Source organism: Kitasatospora sp. NPDC090308 (genome assembly GCF_044769485.1).
Taxonomy (GTDB): Bacteria; Actinomycetota; Actinomycetes; order Streptomycetales; family Streptomycetaceae; genus Kitasatospora; species Kitasatospora fiedleri.
Map to the genome: position 1 here is coordinate 721,339 of NZ_JBIVXY010000001.1, position 17,407 is coordinate 738,745.

Genomic DNA, 17,407 nt, shown 5'->3' on the forward strand with positions numbered 1-17,407 from the left:
CAAATGTTCAGCTAGACTCGGAAGCATGGAGCAGCAGGAGGAGCAGGCCATGACGGCGGAGCGGACCCCGGCCGCCGACCCGATCACGCTGGAGGTCGTCGACCTGATGGCGCGCCTGGTCGGGCTCTTCCACCGCGAGTACGAGGAGGCCGCGGCCGCCCGCTCGCTCACCGGCGCCCAGGCCAAGGTGCTGGCCCTGCTCCGGCGCGGGCCGATGCCGATGCGGCACATCGCCCAGACCCTCTCCTGCGAGCCGTCCAACATCACCGGCATCGTCGACCGGCTGGAGGGCCGCGGCTTCGTCACCCGCGAGTCCGACCCGCAGGACCGCCGGGTCAAGCTGGTGGTCGCCACCGAGTCCGGCCGCTCCGCCTCCACCGAACTGCGCGAGTCGCTGAACTTCGCCCGCGAGCCGCTGGCCGCCCTCGACGGCGACGAGCGCGCCCGGCTGCGCGACCTGCTGCGGCGGATGCTGGACTCCACGTCCGGCACCGCCCCCGGCCCGGCCTCCGCGCCCGGCGGTCGGGCGGGCTGAGCCCACTGGGGCCCGCCCGCGCCCTCCCGCTGCCGCCCCCCTCTCGCGCCCGGACGACACCGCCGACCTGGCCGGTTCCGGCGGATCGAAGAAATTCTCGAAAAAGATGGTTCGCGTGTAACCATTCCGTTCGCCGAACCGTCCAAGTAGTGACGAGTGCCGATCCGCAGTGCGGCGGATCAGCCGAGTGCCTTCCCTCGGGTACCAGTTGCCGCTGCGCGCAGAGAGACCGCCGACCGATGACCGACGCCACGCCGAAGGCCGCTCCGACCCGTTCCCGTGGCCGCCGAATAGCCCGGGGGCTCGGCGCCACCGCTGCCGCGCTCGTCGTCGCCGCGGCCGGCGCCGGTGCCTGGTACTACCAGCGGCTGGACCGCAACATCACGACCTTCGCGCCCGAGGGCATCGCCTCCAGCCGCCCCCCGGTCGCCACGCCCGCGCCCACCGGCGGGCGCCCGGTCAACATCCTGCTGCTCGGTTCCGACACCCGCGACGACGGCAACAGCTCGCTGGGCGGCGGCGACGAGGGCGTGGGCCACTCCGACACCGCGATCCTGCTGCACGTGTACGCCGATCACAAGCACGCCGTCGGTGTGTCGATACCGCGCGACACCCTGGTCACCGTCCCGCCCTGCCTGCTGCCGGACGGCAAGTGGAGCCCGCAGCGGACCAACCAGATGTTCAACTCGGCCTTCACCGTCGGCGAGTTCAAGGCCGGCAACCCGGCCTGCACGCAGAACACCGTCGAAGCGCTGACCGGCCTGCGGGTCGACCACACCCTGGTGGTCGACTTCAAGGGCTTCGCCGCCATCACCAGCGCCGTCGGCGGCGTGGACGTCTGCGTCCCCAACGACGTGGACTCGTACGGCATCCACCTCACCAAGGGCCGGCAGACCGTCTCCGGACAGCAGGCCGTGGACTACGTCCGGGCCCGGCACGGCCTCGGCGACAGCTCCGACATCGGCCGGATGCTCCGCCAACAGGCCTTCATGTCCTCGCTGATCAAGAAGGTGCAGGGCGAGGGCTTCGACCTGACCACCCTGCTGCCCTTGGCCGACGCCGCCACCAAGTCGCTGACCGTCGACCCCGAGCTCGGCTCCCCCTACAAGCTCGCCGAGTTCGCCCAGTCCCTCCAGGACATCCAGCTCTCCGACATCCAGTTCGTCACCCTCCCCTGGCGCTTCCAGGGCGCCCGCGTCGCCGTGGTCGAACCCGACGCGAGCATCCTGTGGGGCCTGCTGCGCCAGGACCGCACCCTCGACGGCCACCCCACCGGCGGGGCCGGCGCGAGCGCGAGCCCCGGGACGGGTGTGGCGGTGGGGGTGAGCGCGAGCCCCGGCGCGAGCGGCGAGCCGAGCCCCGGCGCGTCCCCCTCCGCCACCGCGACGGCCACCGCGAGCGGCGGCGCGGGCGGCGCGGGCGCGGGCGGCACGGGCGCCACCGATGGCGCGACGCTGAACGTGCCCGTCACCGTGCACAACGCCGCCAAGACGGCCGGGCTGGCCGGCCGCACCGCGCTCTCGCTGCGCGGCAGCGGCTACACCGACATCACCATCGGCGCCAACACCCCGACCCGCCGCACCACCCTGATCGAGTACGCCCCCTCCCTGCGGTCCGCCGCCGAACAGCTCGCCCGGCTCTACCCCGGCGCCGAACTGCGCAGCAGCCCCCTCGACGGCATCGTCCTCACCCTGGGCCAGGACCGCGCCGACACCCTCGGCGGGCCCGACGCCGCCGACCCGGACGGCAGCACCGGTACCGGCGGCATCACCGGTACCGGCAGTACCGGCAGTACCGGCAGCAGCGCCTCGCCCAGCGCCCTGCCCACCGCCATCCCGTCCGGCATCACCGACAACACCCGCCCCGCCGACACCGACCTCTGCAGCGACCTCAACTTCGGCTGACCGGCCGCCTGCTCGCTCGTCCGCTGCCCGTCCGTTCCCGAGGCCGCCCCGGGAACGGGCGGGTGGTCGGGCCCCACCCGGTCGCCCCACCGCGCCACCCCGCCGCACGGCTTCACGGCGCCGGGTCGGGGACCCCCGTCACCACCACCGTCACCCGGCGCTCCCGCAACTCACCCGCCCGCAGCAGCCCGTACACCGCCCACAGCGCCTTCGCCACGTACCGGCGCTCCACCGGCACCCCGTACGCGGCCTCGAACCAGCCGGCGAATCGTTCCAGCTCCGGGGGCACCCGCCCGTAGCCGCCGCCGTGCCACCCGTGGGCCAGCCGCCAGTTGGCGAACTCCCGCCCGTAGCCGGCCCGGTGGAGCGCCGTCACCTCGTCCTCCAGGTAGCCCTCCCCGCGCAGCACCGCCACGCCGAGCGCCCGTGGCCCCGCCGGCAGCCCCGCCGCGATCCCGGCCAGCGTGCCACCGGTGCCGACCGCGCAGCAGACCACGTCCCGCGAGCCGAAGTCCGTTAGCTGGTGGGCGAGTTCACCGGCGATCACCGCGGCACCGCGTACGGCCAGGCCGTTGGAGCCGCCCTCGGGCAGCACGTAGTACCCCGCCCGCCGCTCCGCCCGGCCGCCCGCCACCGCCCGGTAGACGGAACGCTCGACGAACTCCAGCACCATCCCGTCCCGTTCGGCCCGCGCCAGCGACCAGTTGCGCGGCTGCCCGGCGAGTTCCGCCCCGCGGATCACCCCGACGCTGGCCAACCCGAGCCCGCCCGCAGCCGCCGCCACCGCCCGCACGTGCGTGGAGTACGCCCCACCGTAGGTGAGCAGCCCCCGGGCCCCCTCCGCGACCGCCCGCTCCAGGTTCGGCGCGAGCTTGCGCCACTTGTTGCCGGGCACCGTCGGATGCGCCAGGTCGTCCCGCTTGAGCCACAACTCCGCGCCCGCGGCGGCGAACTCCGGATCGTCGACCGGCATCAACGGCGTGGGCAGGACAGCGGCGGGAAGCATCCGCCCACCCTAGAGCCTGCCTCCCGGCAGCCCGCCGGAGCGCCGCCCGGCACCGCCCGGCACCGTTCGCCGTCCGGCGGCCGGACCTCATCCGCCCTCCACCACTCCACCTCCCTCCCGCCGGGCATCGCTCGACCGCTCGATCCTGTGCCGCTCTCCCTCCGCTGCTCCCCCCTCGCCGACTGCCGGGCCGTCAGAGCACCGCCACCCCCAGTGGCCGGTGACCGGCCTCCACCCGGTGGGTGGCGCCGCTGTCGAGATCGACCAGGGTGACTCCGTCCCAGGAGCCGTCCCTGGTGAAGCCGCCGGTGACGTAGGCCGTGTGTCCGTCCACCGAGAGCGCCACGTTCTCGTGCGGGATGCCGAGTGGGTAGATCCGTTCGCTGCCGTCGGGGTTGCGGACCGTCAGGCTGGGGCCACGGTCGTCCTTGGTGATCGGGCCGGAGCCGACCACCAGCAGGCGTCCGTCCGGGGCGATGGTGACGCCGTGCTGATGGGTGTCGGCGGTCATCGGCTCGATGGCGACCCGGCCGGTGGCCGGGTCGACCACCGCGAGGCGCTCGCCCTCGAAGGGGAGCAGCAGTCTGCCGTCGCCCGGTCGGACCGCCGTGTAGTGCGGTTTCAGCCAGGAGCCGAGCCCGCCCTCGGTGCCGTAGGGCGCGACCTGGATCCGGCGGGTGGCCAGGCCGTCCGCCGCGACCACCGTCACGTCGAAGGAGTCGTGGCCGGTCGCGTAGACCTCCCGCCCGTCCGGCGAGACGTCGACGTCGAAGGGGCGCCGACCGATCGGGGCCGCGCCGGTGACCTCGCCCTTCGCGGTGTCGATGACCTCCAGCACGCCGTCGCCTCCCGGTATGTTCACGCCGACGTACAGCCGGGTGCCGTCGGGCGACAGGGCCAGCCCCATGCCGCCGCCCCGGTACTCGCCCGTGCCCGCGGGCCCGGCCCAGCTGCGGTACGGGATGCTCCGGAGCAGCGTGCGCGCCCGGGTGTCGATCTCGGCGACGCCCTCCGCGGTGCTCACCCAGGCCCGCCCGTCCGGCCCGACCGCCACCGCGTACGGCGCCGTGCCGACCCGCACCGAGCCGACCGCTCCGCGCGCCGGGTCGACGAAGGTCGCGGTGTCGGACCCGAAGTCGGCCACCAGCAGCGTCCCGGCCGGGGTCGGCGCCGCGTCGGCCGATCGCGCGGCGGCGGGGGCGGGTACGGCGCGGGCTCCGGCCGCACCGTCGCCGTCCGGGTCGGCGCAGCCGGCCAGCAGGAGGGCCAGCACCGGCACGGCCGCCAGCAGCAGCCGCAGCAGCGGGCCGGTGCGGCCGGTGCGGCCGGTGCGCCTGCGGCGGGTGGTCATCATCCGGTTCCTCCGTTCTCCCGTTCGTTCCGGGCTCCGGCCCGGGTCTCGGCCCGGGTTTCGGCTCTGGTCCCGGCCTCGGCCTCGGCCTCGGCCTTCCGGAGCAGTTCGGCGAGGGTGCCGAAGCCGCGCCGTTCGGCGTGCCGCAGCGGTGTCACGCCGTCGGTGTCGGCGAGCCCCGGGTCCGCGCCCGCGGCGAGCAGCAGCCGGACGACCTCGGCGTGCGCGCTGCCGCCGTCGCCGAGGATCACGGCCTCCAGCAGAGCCGTCCAGCCCAGTCGGTTGACGTGGTCGACGTCGATGTCGGTCTCCGCCAGCACGGCCCGCACGTAGGCGACGTGGCCGCGCTCGGCGGCGGGTATCAGGCTCACCCCGCCGAACCGGTTGGTCAGTCCGAAGTCCGGCCCGGCGGGCAGCAGGGCGCGCATCATCGGCACGCTGCCGGTGACGCCGGTGACCAGCCAGGGGCTGTCCTCCCGCTCGTCCTGCGCGTCCGGGTCCGCCCCGGCGGCGACCAGCAGTTCGGCGACGGGCACCCGGTCGGCGAGCGCCGCCAGCAGCAGCGGCGTCCGCCCGTGCGGATCACGGGCCTCCGGGTCGGCGCCCGCCGCCAGGGCGGTCCGGGCGGCGTCGAGGTCGCCGGTGTGCGCGGCGGTGAGCAGGCGTTGGTCGTGGGCGGTGATCACGGTCCTCCTCCTGAGGGGCGGCAGGTACGGCACGGAATGCCTCAACAGATGCGGGGCGGCAGGTGGGGGCGGGTCAGTCGACGTCCTGACTCCATATTTGCCCCGCCCCCGGCCCCACTTCGTCGGCGAACCGGCTCGACCCGGCGAGCGTTCCGGTGGACCCCCGCATCATCCGATCGGTCGATGCACAGCCGCGCCCGCCCACATCACCGCAGCTCAGCGCCCTGGAGCCCGCCGGAGGAGCCCGTGGCCGGGCGTGCCACCCGACACCCGGTCAGGGAGTCTCCCCGCGCGGCCCGGACGGCTGCCGAACCCGGGCCCACGGGATACCCAGGGGATGACGAGTCCCTTCCGCGCGGAGACCGGCCCATGGCTCCGGGCGCCGGTCGGCGGGGGCCGGAAACGGCGAGGCCCGCGGGTCCCGGGGGTCCGCGGGCTTCGTCAGCGTTTCGCCGGTTGTCTCACTAGCGGGTGAACTTCGGCGCGGAAGAGGCCGCGCAGCGGGTCGATGCTCTAAAGTTTGCGTGGCACGTCAGGCGTTTCGCCTGGTCAGGGGGCCCCACCGGCTGACTGTCCGTCAGCGGCCGAGGTAGGGCGGGTGGGACTCGAACCCACGACCAAGGGATTATGAGTCCCCTGCTCTAACCGGCTGAGCTACCGCCCCCCGACTCGACCCGCCGGGGCCGACGATGCGGTCCTGGCAGCAGCAGACGGCCCCTCAGGGCCGCCCCCGGCAGCATAGCCGGTCGATCACCCGTGGTGCGCGCCGGGGGCGCATCCGAGTAGGGCAGGTCCGCCGCCCCTCCACGCCGCCGGACCTGCCCCGGCAGCGGGCCACGCCAGCCCGGCCCGGTGCCCCGGGACGCCCCGTCGACACCCGGCGCAGCGGAGCCGCCCGGGGCTGCGGACGGTGCCGGCGGAACGGCGATGACGGACCGTCCGGCGGCGGGTGATGCTCGACCGTCGGATCGGCACGAGCACGAGCAGGAGCGGGAACGGGAGCGGCGCGAGCGACGACCCCGGCCCGGTCGCCCCCGGGTCCGGCCTATCCGATCGCCCGACTGCCGCGCCCTCCCTCGTCCTGGCGACGCGGCGGCGGCCAGCACCTGGACGCGGCCCTCGCCACCGCACGGCCGCAGGACGGACGGCAGGCGCGGGAGTGAGGGAAGCGCCGGGCGGCGACCGGCTCGGCACCGACCGGGGCTGTAGACGGAGACCACCGGGCACCCGAACAGAGCTCCGACCAACCGCGGATCGCCCCGAAGCCCCACGCCGGTACCGTGGCCGGCGCGACCAGCGCGATCAGCGGCTACCGGGAGGGCGGCGGCACCGCCGCCACCTCCTACCGCAACTGCTGCGGCGGCCGGGCCCGGAAGCTCCACCAACAGGCGTCCGACGGCTCGTGACGCCACGTCGGGCCCCGCCCGGATGCCGGGAGGGCGGCCGCCGGACCTCGGTTGCCCGGCCCGTGCGGGCCCTGGTAGATCTTGCTGGGACCACCCGTCCGGCATCCCGGGCGGGCCGCCGAGCGGAAGGGAGCGACGGTGTCGCGCACCTCCCCCGGGCCGGGCGCGTTCCCGGCCGCGGCCGTCGGCGCGCTGGCGCTGCTGCTGGCCGCGACCGCGGCCGGTTGCGGCTCCGCCGAGCAGGCCGGCGACGGGCAGCAGGGGCAGGCCGTCGCCCGTCCCGCCGCCGCCGGTCCGGCCGCCGACCGGGTCGGCGCGCTGTTCGTCGGCGGCCCCGACGGCGCCCGCGCCTGCACCGCCGGGGTGGTGCACAGCCCCGGCCGGAACCTGCTGGTCACCGCCGCCCACTGCGCGGCCCCCGGCGGCGTCCGGACCGACGGCCTGGTGTTCGTCCCCGGCTACCGGGACGGCCGGGCCCCGCACGGGACGTGGCCGGTCACCGAGGTGACCCTCGACCCGGACTGGGAGGCCGGGCAGGACGAGGACCACGACGTCGCCTTCCTGACCGTCGGGGCGCTCGACGGCGAGCAGGTCGAGGACGCGGTGGGCGCCGACGCGCTCGCCGCCGGCCTCGGCTCCGGGCTGGACGTCACCGTCACCGGCTACCCCAACGAGGACGACGCCCCGATCACCTGCCGGGCCCGCACCTCCTCGTACAGCGCCACCCAGCAGCGCTTCGACTGCGCCGGGTTCACCAACGGCACCAGCGGCAGCCCGTGGGTCACCGACGCGGGCCAGGTGGTCGGGGTGATAGGGGGCCACCAGGAGGGCGGGATCAGCCCGGACACCTCGTACAGCGTGGCCTTCGACGCGCACGTCACCGACCTGTACCGACGGGCCTCCGGCTGAGTCGGGGCCGGTTCCGGGAGCCCGCTCCGGTGATACCTGGCCCGGTGATGCCTGGACCGGTGATGCCTGCCCGGGAAACACGAGGGCCCCCCGGCATCGCCGAAGGGCCCTCGCTCTGTACCGATCACCGCAACTTCCGGTGAAGCTCCCCCAATTGGACTCGAACCAATAACCTGCCGATTAACAGTCGGCTGCTCTGCCAATTGAGCTATGGGGGACCGCGCTCCTCCAATTGGACTCGAACCAATAACCTGCCGATTAACAGTCGGCTGCTCTGCCAATTGAGCTATGGAGGATCGTGCTTCCGCCTCGCCCACCCCGGTCTCCGGATCGCTCCGGGGCCTACGGTGCTCGCTGCGGGACATACATTAGCGCACTCAGGGGGGTGTTCCGCCAATCGCTTTGCCCGGCCCGCTCGCCCGCCCCGGGGCCACCCGCTCCCCCACCTCGGGGCCGCCCGCGCCCCGCCCGGTCCGGCGCGCCCCGCGCGCGCCCCGCGGTGCGGACGGGGATGCTGGTGCACGGCGGCTCCGGCCGACCCGGACCCGCCACCGGAAGGGTGGTTCACGGCCCGGCCGGACGGGTAGACGCGGCACACAATCGCGCGGCGACGAAGGGTGGAACCAGGGCATGTGGAAGGTGTCGTTGTTGGTGGGTCTCGGGATCGGGTACGTCCTCGGCACCCGGGCCGGGCGCGAGCGCTACGAGCAGTTGGCCGGCGCGGCCCGGCACGTGCGGGACAACCCGCGGGTGCAGGACGCGGCGGAGAAGGCCAAGCAGCAGGCCGGCGCGGTGGCCGGGAAGGCCGCCGGGGCGGTCGCCGACAAGGTCGGCGAGAAGCTGCCGAACGCGCTGACCGAGCGCGTCCCGTACTTCGCCAAGCAGCACGGCGAGGACGACGGCTGGGGCACGGTCCGCCCCTGAGCCGTGGAGCCCCGCTGAGCTGGGGCGGACGGTCGCCGGACGGGGTGGTTCCGGTACCGACTGGGCAACACTTGCGGCAGTCGGTCCCGCCCCGGCCGTCGACTGCGGCATGATCTCGGCATGGCCATCGTCGCGGGCATCGACAGCTCCACCACTCGCACCCGGATCGTCGCGTGCGACGCCGACACCGGCGCCGTGCTGCGGCAGGGCCGGGCTCCGCACCCGCTGCCGGAGGGCGAGGACGCCAGAAGCACCGAGGTCGACCCGCAGAACTGGCTGCACTCGCTGGGCGACGCCGCCGCCGGGGGCCTGCTGGAGGGGGTCCGGGCGATCGGGGTCTCCGCCCAGCAGCACGGGCTGATCGGGCTGGACGCGGGCGGCGTGCTGGTGCGCCCCGCGCTGCTGTGGAACGACCCCCGCTCGGCGGGTTCGGCGGCCGCGCTGCTGGACGCGCTGGGCGGCCCGCAGCCCTGGGTGGAGGCGATCGGCGCGGTGCCGGGCCCCACGTACACCATCGCCAAGCTGCGCTGGCTGGCCGAGTTCGAACCGGTGTCGGCGCAGCGGATCGCCGAGGTGCTGCTGCCGCACGACTGGCTGGTCTCCCAGCTGCTGGGCGGGGCCCGGCGGCGCACCACGGACCGCGGCGACGCCTCCGGCACCGGCTACTGGTCGCCGATCACCGGCGAGTACCGGCAGGACCTGGTCAAGCTGGCGCTCGGCCACGAGCTGAACCTCCCGGACGTGCTCGGCCCGGCCGAGCCCGCCGGGCACACCCCCGAGGGGCTGCTGATCTCGGCCGGCACCGGGGAGAACATGGCGGCCTCGCTGGGCCTCGGGCTGGGCCCGGGCGACGCGGTGGTGTCGCTGGGCGGCAACGGCACGATCTTCGCGGTGCACGACCGGGCGGTGGTCGACCCGTCCGGCCTGGTCTCCTCGTTCGCGGACGCCACCGGCCGGCACCTGCCGATGGTGGCCACCCTGAACGCCGCGCAGGTGCTGCGCTCCACCGCCGCGATGCTCGGCACCGACCTGGCGGGCCTGTCCGAACTGGCCCTGCAGTCGTCGCCCGGCGCGTACGGGATGGTCTTCCTGCCCTACCTGGACGGCGAACGGACCCCGAAGCTGCCGCACGCGGCGGGCACCCTGACCGGGCTGCGGGCCGAGTCGATGGCGCCGCAGCACGTGGCGCGGGCCGCCGTCGAGGGCATGCTGTGCAACCTGGCGGAGGCGCTGGACGTGCTGCGCGGGCACGGGGTGGCGGTGAACCGGGTGTTCCTGCTGGGGACGGCCGGGCGGCTGCCCGCCGTGCAGCAGATCGCGCCGCAGCTGTTCGGCCTGCCCGTGGTGGTCCCCCCGCCGGGCGGCGACCACGCGGCGCGCGGCGCGGCCCGGCAGGCCGCCTGGGCGCTGGCCGGGACGCCCGAGCCCCCGCACTGGGAGCTGCCCGACCTCACCGTGCTCGCCCCCGACCAGGAGCACGACCTGGCGGTCGGCGGCGCGGTGCGCCAGCAGTTCGCGGCGGTGCGCGAGCAGTACCACCCGGAGACCGCCGCCGCCTCCTGACCCGCCCCGGCCGCGCTTCGACCCCGCCGCGGGCGGACGTGCGCGGGCGGCGGGCCGGTGCCACCGTGGAGGTTCCACGAGTGGAGGGACGGTTCGCCATGGCGCTGCACAAGGGACAGGGCGAGGACGACCGCAAACTGCCGGTCAGCCCGCTGCACGCGCTGACCGATCCGCTGGGCGCGATGCAGCTGGCACCGGCGCTGCACCAACTGCCCCGGGTGCCGATCCCGCCGGACGTCGCCTACCAGTTGATCCACGACGAGCTGATGCTGGACGGCAACGCCAAGCTCAACCTGGCGACCTTCGTCACCACCCAGATGGACGAGCACGCGGACCGGCTGATGGCCGAGTGCTCCGACAAGAACATGATCGACAAGGACGAGTACCCGCAGACCGCCGAACTGGAGCGGCGCTGCGTGGCGATCCTCGCCGACCTGTGGCACGCGCCCGACCCGTCGGCCGCGGTGGGCTGCTCGACCACCGGCTCCAGCGAGGCGTGCATGCTGGCCGGGATGGCGCTCAAGCGGCGATGGACGACCCGCAACGCCGACCGGTACGCCGCCGGGGCCCGGCCGAACCTGGTGATGGGCGTCAACGTGCAGGTCTGCTGGGAGAAGTTCTGCAACTTCTGGGAGGTCGAAGCGCGGCTCGTCCCGATGGCGGGCGACCGCTTCCACCTGAGCGCCGAGGAGGCGGTGGCGCACTGCGACGAGAACACCATCGGCGTGGTCGGCATCCTCGGCTCCACCTTCGACGGCTCGTACGAGCCGATCGCCGAGATCTGCGCCGCCCTGGACGCCTTCCAGCAGCGCACCGGGCTGGACGTGCCGGTGCACGTGGACGGGGCGTCGGGCGGCATGGTGGCGCCGTTCCTGGACCCGGAGCTGGTCTGGGACTTCCGGCTGCCCCGGGTGGCCTCGATCAACACCAGCGGGCACAAGTACGGGCTGGTGTACCCGGGGGTCGGCTGGGCGCTGTGGCGGGACGGGGCAGCGCTGCCCCAGGAGCTGGTGTTCAAGGTCAACTACCTGGGCGGCGAGATGCCGACCTTCGCGCTGAACTTCTCCCGGCCGGGCGCCGAGGTGGTCGCCCAGTACTACGCGTTCCTGCGGCTCGGGTTCGGCGGGTACCACGCGATCCAGCAGGCCTGCCGGGACGTCGCCGGGTACCTGGCCGAGGAGATCGCCGGGCTCGGGCCGTTCCGGATGATCACCAGGGGCGACCAGCTGCCGGTTTTCGCGTTCACCACCGTCGACGACTGCCCGTTCGACGTGTTCGACGTCTCGCGGCGGCTGCGCGAACGCGGCTGGCAGGTGCCCGCGTACACCTTCCCGGAGGGGCGGACCGACCTGGCGGTGCTGCGGGTGGTGTGCCGCAACGGGTTCACCCGGGACCTGGCGGACCTGCTGCTGGCCGACCTGCGGCGGCTGCTGCCCGAGCTGGAGCGCCAGCCCGCGCCGCTCAGCGCGCTGGGGATGCCGCCGCGCAGCGGGTTCCACCACTGAGGCCCGCGGCCCGGCCCGGCCCGGGTGCGCGTCCGTTCGACGGCGCGCCGGCGCTGTGGCGCGGCCGGACCGTCGGGCGTCAGTCGAGGTAGCCGCGGAGCTGGTCGGCGAAGGCGTGGTCGCGGAGCTTGCCGAGCGTCTTCGCCTCGATCTGGCGGATCCGCTCCCGGGTCACCCCGAACAGGTGGCCGATCTCCTCCAGGGTGCGGGGGCGGCCGTCGTCGAGGCCGTAGCGGAGCTGGACCACCTGCCGCTCGCGCTCGCCGAGGGTGGCCAGCACCGCCTCCAGGTGCTCGCGCAGCAGCAGGAAGGCGGCGCTCTCCGCCGGGGAGGCGGCGTCGGCGTCCTCGATCAGGTCACCGAGGGCGATGTCGTCCTCCGCCCCGACCGGGGTGTGCAGGGAGACCGGTTCCTGGGCCAGCCGGCGGATCTCCCGGACCCGCTCCGGCGACAGTTGCAGCGCCGCCCCGACCTCGGCGGCGGTCGGCTCCACGCCGTGCTCCTGCAGCATCGAGCGCTGCACCCGCAGCACCCGGTTGATCAGCTCCACGACGTGCACCGGCACCCGGATGGTGCGGGCCTGGTCGGCGAGGGCGCGGCTCATCGCCTGGCGGATCCACCAGGTGGCGTAGGTGGAGAACTTGTAGCCGCGCGCGTAGTCGAACTTCTCCACCGCCCGGATCAGGCCCAGGTTCCCCTCCTGGACCAGGTCGAGCAGGGTCAGGCCGCGCCCGACGTGGCGCTTGGCGACCGAGACGACCAGCCGCAGGTTGGCCTCGATCAGGCGGCGCTTGGCGATCCGGCCCAGCACCACCAGCCGGTCCAGGTCGCCGAGCAGGCGCTCGTCGGCGTCCGGGACGCGGTTCAGCGCCTCCTCCGCGAACAGGCCGGCCTCGATGGCGCGGGCCAGCTCCACCTCCTCGACGGCGGTGAGCAGCCGGATCCGGCCGATCTCGCGCAGGTACTGGCGCAGCAGGTCGGCGGCCGGGCCGGTGCCCTCGTCCAGCGCGGGTTCCGGCGGCTCGTCGGCGAGCTCCTCGACGGCGGGCTCCTCGACGGCGGGCTCACCGGCGGCGGGGTCCTCGGGGAGGAGGCCGTCGGCGGTCGGGGTGGCCTCCTCGGCAACGGAGCCGGTGCGGCCGGTGTCCGGGCCGGGGGCGGGCACGACGGTGAGCTCGGGGCCGGGCGGGCCGGGCTGGGGCGGGATCGCGGCGTCCCGGGCTGGGGCGGTCTGGGCCGGGCGGGCAACGGAAAGCTCCACGGGCATCCCTCCAGGGGCCGCGCGCGGCATGGGGGTTGCCGCGCCACACCCGAGGGGATACCCAGCGCGGCGGGCCCGGGCACCTGCGAGCGGCCGCGAGGTGGCCGAACGGCACCCGTCGGACCTGCGGGTGCCGCGAGTCGACGCCGGGTCAGAGCGCGGCGGCGCCGCGGGACCGGAGCTGCTGGCCGTACTGCTGCAGGGCCCACAGCTCGCTCTGCACCGGGTGCTGCTCCTCGGCGGTGGCCCGGTCGCCGAGCCGGCGCAGGTGGGCGCGGACCTCGTCGATCCGGCGGTCCACGGCCTGCAGCCGCAGCTTGACCAGGAACTCCCCCGCGTACAGCTGGTCGGCCTTGCGGCGGGAGCGGATCGGCTCGACGGTCAGTTCGGTGACCAGGCCGCGCACCTGGTCGTCCGGGCTGGCCTCGCGGACGGCGGCGGTGAAGTCGGGCAGGCTCGCGCCGTACGCGGTGCCGCCGACCTGGCCGATCGCGCGGCGGACGGCCCGGTAGGGCGGGGTGGGGAACTCGTCCTCGCCGTACTGGTCGAAGGCCGGGCTGACCAGGTCGGGGTGCTGGAGGGCGAGCTTGAGCAGTTCGCGTTCGACGAACTGGGCCGGGTCGCGCGGGTTGAGCCGGAAGACCGGCCGCTCCGGGCGGACCGGCTGCGGGGCGGCGTCGGGGCGGCGCAGCGCGCGCTGCGGGCCGCTCTGCTGGTTCTCGCGCTGCCAGCGGGCCAGCTGGGCGATCCGGTTGACCACGAAGCGCTCGTCCAGGATGCCGACCATGCCGGCCAGTTGGACGGCGTACTCGTGCTGGATCGAGCGGTCCTTGATCTTGACGATGATCCCGGCGGCCTCCTCCAGGGCGGCGGCCCGGCCCTCCGCGGTGTCCACCCGGTGCCGGGCGACGGCGGAGCGGAGCGCGAACTCGAACAGCGGGACGGGGTTGTCCACCAGGGCGCGGACCGCCTCGTCGCCCTGGGCCAGGCGCAGTTCGCACGGGTCCATGCCGCCCGGGGTGATGGCGATGGAGGTGCGGGCGGCGAACTTCTGGTCGTCCTCGAAGGCGCGCAGGGCGGCCTTCTGACCGGCCGCGTCGCCGTCGAAGGTGAAGACCGTCTCGCCGCGGTAGCCCGCGGTGGAGGTGGTGTCCATCAGCAGCCGGCGGATGATCTTGATGTGGTCCTCGCCGAAGGCGGTGCCGCAGGTGGCCACCGCCGTGGTGACGCCCGCCAGGTGGCAGGCCATCACGTCGGTGTAGCCTTCGACCACCACCGCCCGGCCGGACTTGGCGATCTCCTTGCGGGCCAGGTCGATGCCGTACAGGACGTTCGACTTCTTGTAGAGCGGCGTCTCGGGGGTGTTCAGGTACTTCGGGCCGTTGTCGTCCTCGCGCAGCCGGCGCGCGCCGAAGCCGACCACGTCGCCCGAGCTGTCCCGGATCGGCCAGACCAGGCGGCCCCGGAAGCGGTCGATCAGGCCGCCGCGCTGGCCCTGCGAGGCCAGGCCGCCGACCGAGATCTCCTTGTCGGTGAAGCCGCGACCGCGCAGGAAGCGCACCAGGTGCTCCCAGCCGGCCGGGGCGTAGCCCACCCCGAAGTGCTTGGCGGCGGCCTCGTCGAAGCCCCGCTCGGCCAGGAAGCGGCGGCCGATCTCGGCCTCGGGCGTGGCCAGTTGCTCCTGGAACCAGGCGGCGGCCACCTTGTGCGCCTCGACCAGCCTGGTCCGCTCGCCCTGCTGGTGGCGCGGGCTGTAGCCGCCCTCCTCGTAGCGCAGGGTGATGCCCGCCTGGGCGGCCATCCGCTCGACCGCCTCCGCGAACGAGCAGTGCTCGATCTTCATCAGGAAGGTGATCGTGTCGCCGGACTCGCCGCAGCCGAAGCAGTGGAAGACGCCCTTGCCCGGGTGCACGTAGAAGGACGCCGACTTCTCGTCGTGGAACGGGCAGACGCCCTTCAGCTGCGCGCCGCCACCCGCCGCCAGCTGCACGTAGTCGCCGACCACGGCGTCGATCGGCAGGGCGGCACGCACCGCCTGCACATCCTCGTCCCTGATCCGACCGGCCACCCGGGAAGTCTACGGGAGCGGGGCTGACACTCCGGGGCTCCCGGGCGGCTGAGGACTTGCGGGCGGCTGAGGGCTTGCGGGCGGCTCAGGACTGCCGGGCCACCAGCTTCGCGTGCAGGGCGAGCGCGGAGGCGTCGGTGAGGGTGGCGATCTGGTCGATCACGCTGCGCAGCGCGGCCCGGTCGTCCTCGGCCTCCGCGTACTGGGCGGCGAACACCGGGTCCAGCCGGTGCGGGGCGTCGACCATCAGGGCGTCGGCCAGCTCGGCGATCACCACCCGCTGGCGGGAGCGGAGTTGGGCCTGCTCGGCACGCTGCATCACGTACCGGACGGCGACCGCCTTGAGCACCGCGCACTCCAACCGGACGCCGTACGGGACGACCAGCTCGGCGGCGTACCGGGTGAGCGGGCCGGGGCCGTAGCGGGCCCGGGTGGCCTGCTCGGCGGCCAGGCAGAAGCGACCGATCAGCTGGCTGGTGAGGTCCTTCAGGCCGGCCCGGGCGCGGGCGGTGCCGTCGTAGTCGGCCGGCCACCAGTCCTCGGCCTGCAGGCGGTCGAGCGCCTCGCCGAACTCCTCCGGGCCCGCTCCGGGGACGAACCGCTCGGCGGTCTCGAACAGCTCGGCGCGCTCCTCCGGGGAGCGCAGCGCGGCCGGGTCGATGTGGCCGGCCTGCAGGCCGTCCTCCACGTCGTGGGTGGAGTACGCGACGTCGTCGGACCAGTCCATCACGGTGGCCTCGAAGCACTTGCGGCCGTCGGGCGCACCGGCGCGCAGCCAGCGGAACACCGGCAGGTCGTCCCCGTACACGCCGTACTTGGTGGACCCGGGGTCGGCCGGGTGCTGCCCGCGCGGCCACGGGTACTTGGTCGCGGCGTCCAGCGCGGCACGGGTCAGGTTCAGGCCGACGCTGCGGCCGGGCCACGGGGAGAGCCGGACCTCGGGCTCGTCCAGCGGGGCGAAGCGCTTGGGCTCCAGCCTGGTCAGGATGCGCAGCGACTGCGCGTTGCCCTCGAAGCCGCCGCAGGCCCGGGCGGCCTGGTCGAGCGCCTCCTCGCCGGTGTGGCCGAACGGCGGGTGGCCGATGTCGTGGGCCAGGCAGGCGGTCTCCACCAAGTCCGGGTCGCAGCCGAGCGCGGCGCCCAGCTCGCGGCCGACCTGCGCGCACTCCAGCGAGTGCGTCAGCCGGGTGCGCGGGAAGTCGCTGCGCATCGGCGCCACCACCTGGGTCGTCCCGGCCAGCCGACGCAGCGCGGCGGAGTGCAGCACCCGGGCGCGGTCCCGTTGGAAGGCGGTGCGGCCGGGCCGCTTGTCGGGCTCGGGCACCCAGCGCGCCTCGGACTGCGGATCGTACGGAGCGGTGTTCTTCATATACCAGTCACCGTACGCCGAATGACGGACATTCGGTCCTGCGCCGCGCGAACGGGAGCGCGAACGGGAAGTGGCGGGTGGGCGGCGGTGCGGGTGGCGGTGCGGGCCGATCGAAGATTGCAGAGGATTCTCTGCAGAGAGGTCTATGCAGAGACTTCTCTGCAACCTACTCTGGACCCATGACCGAGCACCGCCCCGAAGACCCGTCCGCCGACCGTGCCCCCAGCCCCGCCGACGCACCGCGCCGGAAGCTGGACGCGGGTTCGCTGCGCGGGCTCGCCCACCCGCTGCGGATGCGGCTGCTGGACGAGCTGCGGATGAACGGGCCCGCCACCTCCGCCCGGCTGTCCGAGCGCACCGGCGAGTCCACCGGCACCATCAGCTGGCACCTGCGGCACCTCGCCGAGCACGGCTTCATCGAGGAGGAGTCCGGCCGCGGCACCAAGCGGGAGCGCTGGTGGCGCGCCGTGCGCGGCGCCATCGTGCTGGCCGCCACCGACTTCGACCAGGACCCGGGCTCGCGGGCCGCGCTCTCGGTGTACCAGGCCGAGAACCTGCGCCGTCAGTACCAGCGGGCCGCCGACTCGATGGCCGCCGAGTGGGAGGGCGAGTGGCGGGGCACCGGCAGCGTCTCCGACTGGAGCAACCTCCGCCTGACGCCCGCCCAGCTCCAGGCCCTCATCGACGACCTGGCCGCCGTGGTCACCCGCCACACCCCCGACCCGGACGCCGCCCCCGACCCGGCGGCGCGACCGGTGATCGTCCAGATCCAGGCACTGCCCCGAAAGGAATCCGACCGGTCATGAGCGCACCCGCCCCGGACGACCGCCCCACCGGCCGCTCCGCCGACCTGCCCACCGACCTGTCCGTGCTCGACCCCGGTGTCGGCGACGGCACCGGCACCGGCACCGCGCCCGCCG

Annotated in this window: 14 protein-coding genes and 3 tRNA genes; 8 read left to right on the forward strand and 9 right to left on the reverse strand. The window is 74.8% G+C overall.

Annotation, left to right across the window (positions count from 1 at the left end; translation table 11 throughout):
- Window positions 1–25 precede the first annotated feature (25 nt).
- Complete coding sequence (locus ACIQVD_RS03120) at window positions 26–535, forward strand: MarR family winged helix-turn-helix transcriptional regulator (protein WP_400686642.1); 510 nt, start codon at window positions 26–28, stop codon at window positions 533–535.
- Window positions 536–774: 239 nt separating this feature from the next.
- Window positions 775–2,439: an LCP family protein gene (locus ACIQVD_RS03125; protein WP_402285622.1), complete on the forward strand. Its 1,665-nt coding sequence runs from the start codon at window positions 775–777 to the stop codon at window positions 2,437–2,439.
- A gap of 112 nt (window positions 2,440–2,551) precedes the next feature.
- Here ACIQVD_RS03125 and ACIQVD_RS03130 read toward each other — a convergent pair whose 3' ends face one another.
- From ACIQVD_RS03130 to ACIQVD_RS03145, 4 genes are all read right to left on the reverse strand, one after another.
- Window positions 2,552–3,445, reverse strand: a complete 894-nt coding sequence (locus ACIQVD_RS03130; protein ID WP_402285624.1) for a 1-aminocyclopropane-1-carboxylate deaminase/D-cysteine desulfhydrase — start codon at window positions 3,443–3,445, stop codon at window positions 2,552–2,554.
- Window positions 3,446–3,638: 193 nt separating this feature from the next.
- On the reverse strand, window positions 3,639–4,796 hold the full coding sequence (locus tag ACIQVD_RS03135; protein WP_402285861.1) for a hypothetical protein: 1,158 nt from the start codon (window positions 4,794–4,796) through the stop codon (window positions 3,639–3,641).
- A complete protein-coding gene (locus tag ACIQVD_RS03140) occupies window positions 4,796–5,479 on the reverse strand; it encodes an ankyrin repeat domain-containing protein (protein WP_402285864.1) in 684 nt (227 codons plus the stop codon). Before ACIQVD_RS03140 ends, ACIQVD_RS03135 begins: the two co-directional genes overlap by 1 nt.
- Window positions 5,480–6,072: 593 nt before the next feature.
- A tRNA-Ile gene (locus ACIQVD_RS03145) sits at window positions 6,073–6,146 on the reverse strand.
- Between the two features lie 616 nt (window positions 6,147–6,762).
- On the opposite strand from ACIQVD_RS03145, the gene ACIQVD_RS03150 reads away from it, so the two are divergent.
- Together ACIQVD_RS03150 and ACIQVD_RS03155 are read left to right on the forward strand one after the other, a co-directional pair.
- Window positions 6,763–6,888, forward strand: a complete 126-nt coding sequence (locus ACIQVD_RS03150) for a hypothetical protein (RefSeq protein WP_402285626.1) — start codon at window positions 6,763–6,765, stop codon at window positions 6,886–6,888.
- Window positions 6,889–7,026: 138 nt separating this feature from the next.
- Window positions 7,027–7,797, forward strand: a complete 771-nt coding sequence (locus ACIQVD_RS03155; RefSeq protein ID WP_402285628.1) for a trypsin-like serine peptidase — start codon at window positions 7,027–7,029, stop codon at window positions 7,795–7,797.
- 145 nt (window positions 7,798–7,942) lie between these two features.
- Here the strand turns inward: ACIQVD_RS03155 and ACIQVD_RS03160 are convergent.
- Together ACIQVD_RS03160 and ACIQVD_RS03165 are read right to left on the reverse strand one after the other, a co-directional pair.
- Window positions 7,943–8,015 (reverse strand) — tRNA-Asn (locus tag ACIQVD_RS03160).
- A gap of 5 nt (window positions 8,016–8,020) precedes the next feature.
- Window positions 8,021–8,093: transfer RNA gene (locus tag ACIQVD_RS03165), tRNA-Asn, on the reverse strand.
- A gap of 334 nt (window positions 8,094–8,427) precedes the next feature.
- On the opposite strand from ACIQVD_RS03165, the gene ACIQVD_RS03170 reads away from it, so the two are divergent.
- The 3 genes from ACIQVD_RS03170 (at window position 8,428) to ACIQVD_RS03180 (ending at window position 11,789) form a co-directional block, all read left to right on the forward strand.
- Window positions 8,428–8,721, forward strand: a complete 294-nt coding sequence (locus tag ACIQVD_RS03170) for a hypothetical protein (RefSeq protein ID WP_100836058.1) — start codon at window positions 8,428–8,430, stop codon at window positions 8,719–8,721.
- Window positions 8,722–8,841: 120 nt separating this feature from the next.
- Window positions 8,842–10,284, forward strand: a complete 1,443-nt coding sequence (locus ACIQVD_RS03175) for an FGGY family carbohydrate kinase (protein ID WP_400686632.1) — start codon at window positions 8,842–8,844, stop codon at window positions 10,282–10,284.
- 98 nt (window positions 10,285–10,382) lie between these two features.
- A complete protein-coding gene (locus tag ACIQVD_RS03180; protein WP_400686630.1) occupies window positions 10,383–11,789 on the forward strand; it encodes a glutamate decarboxylase in 1,407 nt (468 codons plus the stop codon).
- A gap of 79 nt (window positions 11,790–11,868) precedes the next feature.
- Here the strand turns inward: ACIQVD_RS03180 and ACIQVD_RS03185 are convergent, their stop codons facing one another.
- The 3 genes from ACIQVD_RS03185 to ACIQVD_RS03195 all read right to left on the reverse strand — a co-directional run bounded on the left by ACIQVD_RS03185 (window position 11,869) and on the right by ACIQVD_RS03195 (window position 16,487).
- Window positions 11,869–13,056, reverse strand: a complete 1,188-nt coding sequence (locus ACIQVD_RS03185) for an RNA polymerase sigma factor (RefSeq protein WP_402285633.1) — start codon at window positions 13,054–13,056, stop codon at window positions 11,869–11,871.
- Window positions 13,057–13,201: 145 nt separating this feature from the next.
- Window positions 13,202–15,118, reverse strand: coding sequence for a DNA primase (gene dnaG / locus ACIQVD_RS03190; RefSeq protein WP_402285635.1), 1,917 nt, complete (start codon window positions 15,116–15,118; stop codon window positions 13,202–13,204).
- Window positions 15,119–15,203: 85 nt separating this feature from the next.
- Window positions 15,204–16,487 (reverse strand): deoxyguanosinetriphosphate triphosphohydrolase, encoded by a 1,284-nt coding sequence (locus tag ACIQVD_RS03195; protein ID WP_402285638.1) that lies wholly within the window; start codon window positions 16,485–16,487, stop codon window positions 15,204–15,206.
- Between the two features lie 179 nt (window positions 16,488–16,666).
- On the opposite strand from ACIQVD_RS03195, the gene ACIQVD_RS03200 reads away from it, so the two are divergent.
- Entirely contained in the window at window positions 16,667–17,293 is a 627-nt protein-coding gene (locus ACIQVD_RS03200; protein WP_400686622.1) for a helix-turn-helix domain-containing protein, read from the forward strand.
- Window positions 17,294–17,407 lie beyond the last annotated feature (114 nt).